This window comes from Microbacterium sulfonylureivorans (genome assembly GCF_003999995.1).
GTDB lineage: Bacteria > Actinomycetota > Actinomycetes > Actinomycetales > Microbacteriaceae > Microbacterium > Microbacterium sulfonylureivorans.
On the sequence record NZ_RJAD01000001.1, the window covers coordinates 1,940,154 to 1,951,791 of the forward strand.

11 protein-coding genes are annotated in these 11,638 nt (G+C 71.9%); 6 read left to right on the plus strand and 5 right to left on the minus strand.

Annotated elements, in window-relative coordinates:
- Positions 1-68: 68 nt before the first annotated feature.
- Complete coding sequence (locus tag EER34_RS08545; RefSeq protein ID WP_127474053.1) at positions 69-572, minus strand: hypothetical protein; 504 nt, start codon at positions 570-572, stop codon at positions 69-71.
- A 99-nt stretch (positions 573-671) separates the two neighbouring features.
- Between EER34_RS08545 and EER34_RS08550 the strand changes: the two genes are divergently transcribed.
- Positions 672-1,322, plus strand: coding sequence for a 2-phosphosulfolactate phosphatase (locus EER34_RS08550; protein WP_127474054.1), 651 nt, complete (start codon positions 672-674; stop codon positions 1,320-1,322).
- A 3-nt stretch (positions 1,323-1,325) separates the two neighbouring features.
- Here the strand turns inward: EER34_RS08550 and EER34_RS08555 are convergent, their stop codons facing one another.
- The 3 genes from EER34_RS08555 to EER34_RS08565 all read right to left on the minus strand — a co-directional run bounded on the left by EER34_RS08555 (position 1,326) and on the right by EER34_RS08565 (position 3,380).
- Complete coding sequence (locus tag EER34_RS08555; protein WP_127474055.1) at positions 1,326-1,817, minus strand: SprT-like domain-containing protein; 492 nt, start codon at positions 1,815-1,817, stop codon at positions 1,326-1,328.
- A 30-nt stretch (positions 1,818-1,847) separates the two neighbouring features.
- A complete protein-coding gene (locus EER34_RS08560; protein WP_127474056.1) occupies positions 1,848-2,375 on the minus strand; it encodes a hypothetical protein in 528 nt (175 codons plus the stop codon).
- 141 nt (positions 2,376-2,516) lie between these two features.
- Entirely contained in the window at positions 2,517-3,380 is an 864-nt protein-coding gene (locus tag EER34_RS08565) for a spermidine synthase (RefSeq protein WP_127474057.1), read from the minus strand.
- Between the two features lie 256 nt (positions 3,381-3,636).
- Between EER34_RS08565 and EER34_RS08570 the strand changes: the two genes are divergently transcribed.
- From EER34_RS08570 to EER34_RS08580, 3 genes are all read left to right on the plus strand, one after another.
- Positions 3,637-5,304 carry an ABC transporter substrate-binding protein gene (locus tag EER34_RS08570; protein ID WP_127474058.1) on the plus strand — a complete coding sequence of 556 codons (1,668 nt, stop codon included), beginning with the start codon at positions 3,637-3,639 and terminating at the stop codon, positions 5,302-5,304.
- An 89-nt stretch (positions 5,305-5,393) separates the two neighbouring features.
- On the plus strand, positions 5,394-6,398 hold the full coding sequence (locus tag EER34_RS08575) for an ABC transporter permease (protein WP_127474059.1): 1,005 nt from the start codon (positions 5,394-5,396) through the stop codon (positions 6,396-6,398).
- A 34-nt stretch (positions 6,399-6,432) separates the two neighbouring features.
- Positions 6,433-7,395 (plus strand): ABC transporter permease, encoded by a 963-nt coding sequence (locus tag EER34_RS08580; RefSeq protein ID WP_127474060.1) that lies wholly within the window; start codon positions 6,433-6,435, stop codon positions 7,393-7,395.
- A gap of 75 nt (positions 7,396-7,470) precedes the next feature.
- Here EER34_RS08580 and EER34_RS08585 read toward each other — a convergent pair whose 3' ends face one another.
- On the minus strand, positions 7,471-9,222 hold the full coding sequence (locus EER34_RS08585) for an ABC transporter ATP-binding protein (protein ID WP_127474061.1): 1,752 nt from the start codon (positions 9,220-9,222) through the stop codon (positions 7,471-7,473).
- A gap of 103 nt (positions 9,223-9,325) precedes the next feature.
- Between EER34_RS08585 and EER34_RS08590 the strand changes: the two genes are divergently transcribed.
- Both EER34_RS08590 and EER34_RS08595 read left to right on the plus strand, forming a co-directional pair.
- Positions 9,326-10,081, plus strand: coding sequence for a 5-oxoprolinase subunit PxpA (locus tag EER34_RS08590; protein ID WP_127474062.1), 756 nt, complete (start codon positions 9,326-9,328; stop codon positions 10,079-10,081).
- Positions 10,075-11,616 (plus strand): 5-oxoprolinase subunit B/C family protein, encoded by a 1,542-nt coding sequence (locus EER34_RS08595; RefSeq protein ID WP_240642197.1) that lies wholly within the window; start codon positions 10,075-10,077, stop codon positions 11,614-11,616. The genes EER34_RS08590 and EER34_RS08595 overlap by 7 nt, the downstream gene beginning before the upstream one ends.
- Positions 11,617-11,638 lie beyond the last annotated feature (22 nt).

An 11,638-nucleotide genomic window follows, 5' to 3' on the forward strand; every position in this document is an offset into this window, starting at 1 on the left:
ACGGGGCATCGGGGTGCCCCACCGGATGCCGCGGCCTGGCTTCGGTCGCGGCATCCGCCCGTCTCGGGTCAGAGCTCGGACCCGGGGTCGTGCGCCCACGTCGGCGCGAGCGCGCGGATGCGCGCGGCGCGCCATTGCCAGACAGCCCACAGCGCCGGCCAGAGGGCGGGCGCCGTCGGACCGCCGATCACGAGACGGTCGCGCCACAGCGTCTTCGACGGATCGCCCGGAGCGGGCGACACCGCCATCTGGTGGTCCCACACGTCGAGGCTCGCGAGCGGGCCGGTGAGCGGGATGCCGCTGTCGCGGAAGATCCTCACCCGGCCGTCGGGCTCGTCGACGATGCGCTCGCTCACGTGGATCAGCTGGCGTCCGGCAGGGATGCCGCCGATCGCGGACAGCTGCACCGGCACGTCGTCGCCCGGAGACCAGGCGGTGGGCAGCCCGTGCGGCACGAGCGGCTCGAGGTTCATCAGGGGGCCGTAGAGCTCGGCGACCGCGCGCGGGGAGTGCACGGCCCGCCACGCGGCATCCGCGTCGCAGTCGATCACGAGCTTCAGCAGGATGCGCATGCTCCAGTGTCGCATCGGAGCATCGGGTCGCCGCGGGGGTGGCGTCGGAGCGGTCCGTCTGGCAGGGGCGAGCGGCTGCGCGCGGTCTAGGCTGGACGGATGTCCTCGCCGGCCGCTCCCCACGATCAGTCCGCCTACCAGGTGCGCCTCGAGTGGGGTGTCGACGGGCTGGCCCGCCTTGCTCCGAGCGACGTCGTCGTCGTGGTCGACGTGCTGCGGTTCTCGTCGACCGTGACCCGGGCGGTCGAGCGCGGCGAGTCGGTGGCGCTGGATGCCTCGGCCCGTGCCGTCTCGATCAACGGCGCCGTCGTGGCCGCCCACGCCGCCGCCGGCGGCTCGGCGACGGTGCTGCTCGGATCGCTGCGCAACGCGGCTGCCGTCGCACGCGCGGTTATGGCCGTGCAGGTGGAGCGCGGCGCCCGCACGAGCATCGCGGTCATCGCGTGCGGCGAGCTCGCCTCGTCCGAGCACGGTGCCCCGCTCCGCTTCGCGGTCGAGGACCATCTCGGCGCCGGCGCCGTCGTCGACGCCCTGTCCGACCTCGGGATCGACCACTCGTCGCCCGACGCCGCGGTCGCCGGCGAGGGGTTCCGGTCGCTCCGCGGCGCGGTGCGTCACCTGCTCACCGCCAGCGGATCGGGCCGGGAGCTCGACGCCCGGGGACGGCGCGACGAGGTGCTCGCCGCCGCGGCCGTGGACGCGGCATCCGTCGTGCCCGTCCTTCGCGACGGGACGTTCGTCGCGTTCTGAGCGCTACTCGCGCGGGGTCATCGCGGCCAGACGCGTCGCCGGAGTGATCTCGCGCCGCGTCCATGTGAAGGCGAAGCGCTCGTCGAATCGGGGCGCGCACTTCGCGCACGACGTCGGCCGCGTCGCTCGGCGGTGCCGGTAGGCGACGTGCCCGGAGGGGCAGACGCCGACCCAGGGCGCGAGGTCGGTCGCGGTCTCACCGCGGTGGGTCGTGCCGCCGACGTAGCCGAGCTCGCGGGCGACGGTCTTCCACTTCGGGCCGTGCCCGGCGGTCGGACCGGCCAGTGCGTGCGCGACCTCGTGCAGCAGCGTCTGGTGGTTCGTGTCGTCGTCGTGCCGCGCGGCGAGGTATCGCGAGACGCTGATCCGCCTGCTGGTGTAGTCGCACAGTCCGGCGCGGCGCTTCGCGTTGTCGAACCCGAACGTCCACGAGTCGTCGAGGTGGGCGGCGATGAGCGCCTCCGCCCAATGGCGCACGCGGTGGAGATCCGACATGGAGGCGAGGTTAGGTCGTGCCTGCGACAGTCAGCTCGCGACGGATGCCGCGGCCCGGCGACGGTCGGCCGCATCGATCGCGAGCAGCGTGGACTCGAGCTGGTCGTCGGGCGCACCCGACTCCTGGCGGAGGAAGAGCGCGCGCTTGAAGTCGCGGCGTGCGGCGTCGAAGTCGCCCGCTTCGTAGTGGACCTTTCCGCGGTGCTGGCACGCGAACGCGGCGATGCCGGCCCACCCCTGGCCTTCGGCCTCCTCGGCGCACGTGGTGAGCTCCTGGTCGGCGGCGGCGAACGCTCCGCGGGCCTGGAGCACGGATGCGTGCAGGATCCGGGCGCGCAGCAGGTCCTTGCGAGTGCCCGCCATGCGTGCGACCCGCACCGACTGCTCGGACACGACGAGCGCGTCCTCGGAGCGGTCGAGCACCTTGAGCAGCCAGACCCGCTCGAGGAGCGCCGGAAGACTCCGCTGCTCCCCGATCTCGTCGAGGCGCTCCTTGCACTGGCGGGCGTCGACCCGCTCGCGGAGGGTGTCGGGGTCGTACCCGCGGATGTAGCTCACAGCGACTCCCTTCGCACATGCTCGATCGCTCATCCCAGTGTGCCGCGTGAACGGCGGATCCCCCGCTGTGGCACGCCGTTCGCGCATCCGTTTCGCGCGGTGATCCCGCGTGCCGCCCCTCTCTCGCGAGCTCCCTGAGGGTCAGCGGTCGAACAGCGACGAGGACGGCTTCGGCGACGCTGTCGCGTCGGAGTCCGTGGCCACCCGGGCGCCGCGCGCGAACTCGGCCACCTCGGCGCCCTGCGCGACCTTGGCGGGGTGCGGTCCGGCCGCCATGAGCCTCGGGAGCCATGCGGTGGGCAGCGGAGCGCGGGATGCCGCGATCACGAGATTGCCGAAGCGCCGGCCCTTCAGCGTCTGGACCTCGGCGAGGACGATGACGTGCTCGAGCACCGACGAGATCGTCGCGACCTGCCGCCGCGCGAACGCGAGCCCTGCGCCGTCGGCGACGTTCACGAGCAGCACGCCCTCGGGCGCGAGGAAGCGAGCCGCCTCGCCGTAGAACTCGACGGTCGTGAGGTGTGCGGGGGTCTGCGCGCCCGAGTAGACGTCCGACACCACGAGGTCGGCCGCGCCGACGAGCCCCGGGGGGAGACGGCCGAGACCCTCGCGCGCATCGCCGATGCGGACGCGGATCGAGGCGCCGCGGGGGAGTGCCAGATTCTCGCGCACGAGGTCCCACAGCGCCGGCTCGAGCTCGATCACCTGCTGTCGCGAGCCCGGCCGTGTCGCCTCGACGTACCGCGGGATGGTGAGGGCGCCGGCACCGAGGTGGATCGCGGTGAGCGGCTGCCCGGGCATCCGGAGGCGGTCGATCACCGCGCCCATGCGTGCGATGTACTCGAAATGCAGGTGGGTCGGGTCGTCGAGGTCGACGTGCGACTGCGGGGTGCCGTCGACGTCGAGCTCCCATCCGCCGCCGTACGCGGAGGGGACGACCCGGGCGAGGGTGCCGTCGGAGAGGCGCACCTCGGGGGAGGGCTCGTCGTTCCGCGTGCGCGCCATCCCCTCACGTTAGCCCTCACGCGCCGGTGCGACCGCCTCGGGTTGACACTTCTGCACCGGCCTCTCGGTGTCCGCCACGCATATCGCTGAGTCGATCTGCGTCGTTCCCGTCGAAACATAATCGAGACACAGGTGTAATCGTCGCGGCGGTCGTGTCCGGGTAGCGTCGATGCATCACACCCCCTGAGGGCATCGCGCACCTCTGCTCCACAGCGTTGTGCAGCGGCGCCCACATGACATGGAAGGTGCACAGCACATGCTCCACACCCCGAAGAGGCGCCTGCTCGCCGGCGCCGCGGCCATCGCCGTAGGCGCGGTCGTCCTCACCGCCTGCGCCAGCGAGCGTGGCGACGGCGGCGACACCGGCGAGGCGAGCGACGTCGACTCGACGTTCGTCTTCGCCGCGTCGAACGACCCCGCCGGCCTCGACCCGGCCTTCGCGAGCGACGGCGAGACGTTCCGCGTCTCGCGTCAGATCTTCGAGGGCCTCGTCGGCGTCGAGCCCGGCACGGCCGACCCCGCACCCCTGCTCGCCGAGAGCTGGGAGCAGTCCGAGGACGGCCTGTCGTACACGTTCACCCTCAAGGAGGGCGTGACGTTCCACGACGGCACCGACTTCGACGCGGAGGCGGTCTGCGCCAACTTCGACCGCTGGTACAACTGGACCGGCCTCGCGCAGTCGGAGAGCCTGTCGTACTACTACGGCTCGCTGTTCAAGGGCTTCGCCGACGCCCCCGACGCCGCCGTCTACGAGTCGTGCACGGCCGACGACGCGACCCACGCGACCGTCACCCTGACGCAGCCGTTCGCCGGCTTCATCGCCGCACTGTCGCTCCCGGCCTTCTCGATGCAGAGCCCGACGGCTCTCGCCGAGTACGAGGCGGACAGCGTCGGCGGCACCGAGGAGTCCCCGACGCTCAGCGAGTACGCGAACGCGCACCCGACCGGCACCGGACCCTTCGTCTTCGACTCGTGGGAGCCCGGCGAGCAGGTCACGCTCCAGGCCAACGAGGACTACTGGGGCGACCAGGGCCAGGTGCAGGAGATCATCTTCCGCACGATCGGCGACCCGACCGCACGCCGTCAGGCGCTCGAGTCGGGCAGCATCGACGGCTACGACCTCGTTGCGCCGGCCGACACCGCCGCCCTCGAGGACGCCGGCTACAACGTGATGCAGCGCGACCCGTTCACGATCCTCTACCTCGGCATGAACCAGGCCGTCCCGGAGCTCGCGAACCCGCTGGTCCGTGAGGCGATCGCCCACGCCATCGACAAGGAGGCCCTCGTCACCCAGGTCCTGCCCGAGGGCACCGAGGTCGCCTCGCAGTTCATCCCGCCGGTCGTCACCGGCTGGAACGAGGACGTCACCACGTACGAGTACGACCCCGAGAAGGCGAAGGAGCTGCTGGCCGAGGCCGGCTACCCCGACGGCCTGACGCTCATGTTCAACTACCCGACGAACGTGTCGCGGCCGTACATGCCCAACCCCGAGCAGATCTTCACGAACCTCGCGTCTCAGCTCGAGGCCGTGGGCATCACGGTCACGCCCGCGGGCAACGAGTGGAACCCGGCGTACCTCGACCGCATCCAGGGCGGCGCGGACCACGGTCTGCACCTCCTCGGCTGGACCGGTGACTACAACGACACCGACAACTTCGTGGGTGTCTTCTTCGGCCAGGAGTCGAACGAGTGGGGCTTCGACAACCCGGAGCTGTTCGAGGCGCTCACCGCGGCGCGCGGCACCGCCGACATCGAGGAGCAGACCGCGCAGTACCAGGCGATCAACGAGATGATCGCCGAGTTCAACCCGGGCATCCCGCTGGCGCACCCCGCGCCCTCGCTCGCGTTCGACTCGCGTGTCGAGTCGTACCCGGCGAGCCCGGTGAACGACGAGGTGTTCAACCAGATCGTCCTCACCGAGTGACGTCCTGACGGATGCCGCGGGCGGGCTTCGCGCCCGTCCGCGGCATCCGCATCCGCCTCCCGCCACGGATACCCCCGGAGTTCTCTGCAGTGCTGCGCGTCATCGGCAAACGAATCCTCTATCTCATCCCCACGCTGTTCGGTCTGTCGATCCTGCTGTTCATCTGGGTCCGCTCTCTCCCCGGCGGACCCGCCGTCGCGATCCTCGGCGAGAAGGCCACCCCCGAGGCCATCGCCCGGATCAACGAGCTCTACGGGTTCGACCGGCCCATCTTCGAGCAGTACTTCGTCTGGGTCGGCTCGCTCCTGCAGGGCAATTTCGGCGCCTCCGTCATGAGCGGCCGTCTCGTCCTGGAGGAGTTCGCGCTCCGCTTCCCGGCGACGCTCGAGCTCGCGATCGCCGCGCTCATCTTCGCCGTCGGCTTCGGCATCCCGCTCGGCTACTGGGCGGCCCGCCGACACGGCAAGGCCGCCGACCACTTCGCGGTGACCGCCAGCCTCATCGGCATCACGATCCCCGTCTTCTTCCTGGCGTTCATCCTCAAGTACGTCTTCGCGGTGCAGCTCGGCTGGCTGCCGTCCGACGGCCGCCAGGACCCGCGCATCGATGCGACCCACCCGACCGGGTTCTACGTCCTGGACGGCATCCTCACCGGCGAGTTCGACGCGGCGTGGGATGCGATCCTCCACCTGATCCTCCCGGCGATCGCGCTCGGCACGATCCCGCTGGCCATCATCGTGCGCATCACGCGCGCGTCGGTGCTCGAGGTGCAGAACTCCGACTACGTCCGCACCGGACGTGCGAAGGGCATCTCGCGCGGCACGATCCGCAATCGGTTCATCCTCCGCAACTCCATGCTGCCCGTGGTGACCACCGTGGGCCTGCAGACGGGCCTGCTGATCTCCGGGGCGGTGCTCACCGAGAAGGTGTTCGCCTATCCCGGCGTCGGGCAGTTCATGGCCGACGCGATCTTCGAGCGCGACTACGCCGTGCTCCAGGGGTTCATCATCTTCATCGCCATCGGCTATGCGCTCATCAACCTCGCCGTCGACGTGTCGTACGGCTTCATCGACCCGAGAGTGAGGGTCTCATGATCGTTCTCACCGACACTCTGGACGGAGGTGCCTCATGACCTCCGCGATGCTTCCTCCCGCGCCTGCGGGCGGCCCGGTCGACGACACCGCCGTCACCGACGCCGAACTGCTCGCCGCCCGCACCGGCGGCGGCGGGTTCTGGCGCGACGTCTTCCGCCGCCTGCTCCACAACCCCTCGGCGTGGGTGGGCGGGCTCATCGTCCTGTTCTTCGTCATCGTCGCCGTCCTCGCGCCGTGGCTCGCGCCGTACCCTCCGAACGCGCTGCCCGGCCAGGCGTACATCACGCCGACCTACATCCCCGGCCCCGGCGAGCTGGAGCAGTTCCCGCTCGGGCTCGACCGCTTCGGCGGCGACGTGCTGTCGAAGCTCATCTGGGGCGCCCAGGCGTCGCTCATCATCGGCGTCGTGTCGACGGCGTTCGGGCTGATCGGCGGCATGCTGATCGGTCTCATCGCCGGCATGTTCGGCGGCCAGGTCGACAACATCCTGATGCGGTTCGTCGACATCCTGCTGTCGGTGCCGAGCCTTCTGCTCGCGGTGTCGATCGCGGCGCTCCTCGGACAGACGCCGATGTCGGTGATGATCGCCATCGGTGTCTCGCAGATCCCGGTGTTCGCGCGTCTGCTGCGGTCGTCGATGCTCCAGCAGCGCAGCGCCGACTACGTGCTGTCGGCCCAGACGCTGGGCCTCGGCAGGGGCCGGATCACGATGAGCCACGTGCTGCCCAACTCGGTCGGACCGGTCATCGTGCAGGGCACGCTGAGCCTGGCCACCGCCGTGATCGACGCGGCCGCGCTGTCGTACCTCGGTCTCGGCGGCGGACGCCCCGAGACGGCGGAGTGGGGGCGCATGCTCACATACGCGCAGGCCGAGCTCGCCATCGCGCCGTGGCTCGCATTCCTGCCGGGCATCTGCATCATGGTCACCGCACTGGGCTTCACGCTGCTCGGCGAGGCGCTGCGCGAGGCCATGGACCCGCGCACCCGCGCGCGCTGAGCGGCGCTCGAACGCCGAAGACCCCCGGCCGCGAGATGCGGACCGGGGGTCTTCTGCGCGGTGACCGATCGGGGGTCAGACGGCGATGTCCAGCTCGTTCCCCGGAATCGAGGCGAGGAGCCGGCGGGTGTACGGATCGCGCGGATTCGTGAAGATCTCCTCGCTGGAGGCCGCTTCGACCAGTGCGCCGTCCTTCATGACGCAGACGTAGTCGCTGATGAGTCGCACCACGGCGAGGTCGTGCGAGATGAAGAGGTAGCTGAGGCCGTACTCGCGCTGGAGGTCGCGCAGCAGGCTGAGCACCTGATCCTGCACGAGCACGTCGAGCGCCGAGACGGGCTCGTCGCACACGATGAGGTCGGGCGAGAGCGCGAGCGCCCGCGCGATGGCGATGCGCTGCCGCTGCCCGCCGGACAGCTCCGACGGGTAGCGGCGCAGCATCGTCTGCGGGAGGGCGACGTCGTCGAGCAGCTGCCGCACGCGCGCCGCGCGCTCCTTCGACGAGCCGCGCTTGTAGAACTCGAGCGGCTCGGAGATGATCCGCTCGATCGAGAACATGGGGTTCAGCGACGAGTACGGGTCTTGGAAGATCGGCTGGACGCGCTGGCGGAAGGCCTTGAGGTCGCTGCCCTTGAGGGCCGCGACATCCATCCCGTCGAAGCGGATCGCGCCGCTGGTCGGCTCGACGACCTTCAGCATCATGCGCGCGGTCGTCGTCTTGCCCGAACCGGACTCGCCCACGATCGCCACGGTCTCGCCGCGGGGGATCGCGAACGAGACGTCGTTCACCGCGACGAAGTCCTCCTTGCTGCCGCGCACCTTGTACACCTTCGTGAGGCCTTCGACCTCGACGATGTTGTCGGGAGCGGATGCCTCGGCCGCGGTCTCCGCGGGCTCGGCGGCACGCGGCTCGGCGAGGGCGGCGGGGCCGGCCGCTTCCGTCGGCGTGGCGCCGGGCTTCGGCAGCCCGGGGACAGCGGTGCGGAACACCTCGGGTCGGAGGCGCACGGCCGCCACCGACGGCGCGGCCTTCACGAGCGCCTGCGTGTACGGCTGCTGCGGGTCTTCGAGGATCTGCCGTGCCGGTCCCTGCTCGATGATGCGGCCGCGGTTCATCACGACCACGCGCGAGGCGCGCTCGGCGGCGAGGCCGAGGTCGTGGGTGATGAGCATGACCGCGGTGCCCAGCTCGTCGGTCATGCGTCCGAGCTGGTCGAGGATCGTCTTCTGCACGGTCACGTCGAGGGCGCTGGTCGGTTCGTCGGCGATGAGCAGCTTGGGGTTGCACGCGAGGCCGATCGCGATCAGCGCGCGCTGGCGCATGCCGCCGGAGAACTCGTGGGGGTACTGCTTCGCGCGGTCTTCGGCATTGGGCAGGCCCGCTGCGGCGAGGGTCTCGACGACGCGGCGGTCGACGTTCTTGCGGGTGGCGAGACCGTGCGCGAGCAGCGTCTCGGCGATCTGGGTGCCGATCTTCGCGACCGGGTTGAGATTGGACATCGGGTCCTGCGGCACCAGCCCGATCGAGCGACCCCGGACCGTGCGCATGATGCTCTCGGGCGCGCCGACGAGGTCTTCGCCCTCGAGCATGATGCTGCCGCCGGCGACCTTGCCGTTGCCGGGGAGGAGGCCGATGACCGCCATCGCCGTGGTCGACTTGCCCGAGCCGGATTCCCCGACGATCGCCAGGGTCTCACCGGCGGCGATCTCGAGGTCGACGCCCTCCACCGCGTGCACCGGGCCGTCTATGGTCTGGAACGTGACGGCGAGGTCGCGGACCTGGAGCAGCGGCGCCCCGGCCGCGAGTCGTTCAGAGGATCGGGCCATTCGTCCATCCTGCCTTCCGCGGGTCGTCAGCGCACGCCCCGGGCCACAGCCTTTACTCAGTCGTAACGCGCGTCGCCCGCGGGGAGCGGGCTAGCGTTGGACCATGGCGGCCATCGACCTCAACGCCGATCTGGGCGAGACCGTCGACGGGGTGCCCACCGCCGACGACGAGGCGATGTTCGCGGTGATCTCGAGCGCGAGCGTCGCCTGCGGCGGGCATGCGGGGGATGCCGCGGCCATGCGTGAGGCGGTCGACCGCGCAGCGCGTCACGCCGTCGCCGTCGGGGCGCATCCGTCCTACCCCGACCCCGCGAACTTCGGCCGCGCGGCGATGGCGATGTCGCCCGACGAGCTCTCCGCCTCCGTCGCCGTGCAGCTGGGCGCTCTCGTCGCCGCGGGCGCCGACCTCTTCTACGTCAAGGCCCACGGCGCGCTCTACCATGCGGTCGCCGTCGATCGCCGACAGGCGGTTGCCGTCGCCCGCGCCGTGGCCGACCAGTCGGGCCTTCTCGGCCGGGCTCTGCCGATCCTGGGCCTCGGCGGCGAGATCGCGGCCGCCGCGGCATCCGTCGGCCTTCCGTTCGTGCGCGAGGCCTTCCTCGACCGCGGGTACACCGCCGACGGCGGTCTGGTGCCGAGGACGGCCCCCGGCGCGCTGCTCGACGACCCCGGCGCGGTCGCGGCGCAGGCCGTGCGGCTCGTTCGGGAGGGAGTCGTCGAAGCGGTCGGCGGCTCACTCGTCGAGGTCGACGCCGCATCGCTCTGCCTCCACGGCGACTCGCCGTCGGCGGTGGCCCTCGCCAGAGCCGTGCGGGCCGCGCTCGACGACGCCGGCGTCGAGGTGCGCGCGCCGTGGTGAGCGTGCGGATGCTGCCGGTCGGCGGGCAGGCGTTCCTGCTCGAGACCGGATCGCTCGACGACGTGCTCGCGCTGCACACGGGGCTCGAGGCATCCCGGCCGGACGGAGTGGTCGATCTCGTGCCCGCGGCGCGGACGGTGCTCGTGCGGGTCGACCCACGGGTGATGCCGCTGCCTGCCGCCCGTGCGTGGGCGGCCGGCGTCGCGGCCGAGCCCCCGACGCCCCAGGCCGCGGACGCACGGGAGGTCGTGCTCGACGTCGCGTACGACGGCGCCGATCTCGCCGATGCGGCGGACCTGCTGGGGATGGCGCCCGCGGAGCTGGTCCGCCGGCACGCCGCCGTGCGCTGGACCGTCGCCTTCACCGGATTCGCCCCCGGCTTCGGATACCTCGTGAGCGAGGACTGGCCCTTCGACGTGCCGCGTCTGTCGACGCCCCGCACGCGCGTGCCCGCAGGATCGGTCGGTCTCGCCGCGGGCTTCTCCGGCGCGTATCCGCGCGAGACCCCCGGCGGCTGGCGTCTGATCGGCAGGACCGATGCGAGTCTGTTCGATGCGGATGCCGCGTCCCCTGCGCTTCTCGCGCCGGGAACGCGCGTGAGGTTCCGCGGCGCGGAGATGCTCGCGGCGCCCCCCGTCCCCGCGGTTCCTCCCGCTCCGGCCGCGGCGGGCATCGAGATCGTCGAGGCCGGGCTCCTCGCGACCCTGCAGGACCTCGGTCGCCCGGGGTCAGGCGCGCTCGGCGTCGCCTCGTCGGGCGCCCTCGACCGGTCCGCGCTGCGCACCGCGAACCGGCTGCTCGGCAACGACGAGGGCGCCGCCGCGATCGAGGCGACGATGGGCGGCGTGCGCGCCGTCGCCCGGCGCGACCTCTGGTTCGCCGTCACGGGCGCGTGGGGCCCGGTGCGGCTCGACGGGCGTGAGGTCGATCCGTACGAGGCGCACCCGTGGCCTGCCGGCGCGGAGCTGCACCTCGACTGGTTCGCGCACGGCGCGCGTGCGTACCTCGCCGTCCGCGGCGGCTTCGTCGGTCGCGCCGCGCTGGGCTCGCTCGCGACAGACGTGATGGCGGGACTCGGGCCGGCGCCGCTGCGCGCGGGCGACGAGCTGGGCGTGGGGGACGCGGCATCCGTCCCCATCCCGGTGGCGTCCCTCGCTCCGTGGGGTGCGCCGCACGACGACGAGATCGTGCTGGAGCTCGCTCCCGGTCCGCGGGCGGACTGGTTCGGCCCGGATGCCGCGGCCACGCTGTTCGAGTCGGTGTGGACGGTCTCGAACGACGCCGACCGCGTCGGTGCACGGCTCGACGGGCCCGAGCTCGCCCGTATCCGCACCGACGAGCTGCCGAGCGAGGGCATGGTGCCGGGTGCCCTGCAGGTGCCCCCGAACGGCCGGCCGACGATCCTCCTGGCGGACGGACCGGTGACCGGCGGCTATCCGGTGATCGCGGTCGTGACGGATGCCTCGCTCGACCGCGTGGCGCAGGCGCGGCCGGGCACCCGCATCCGCTTCCGCCACGCGCGACCATCAGAGTAGCCGTCGCCTGCGGCAGACGCGG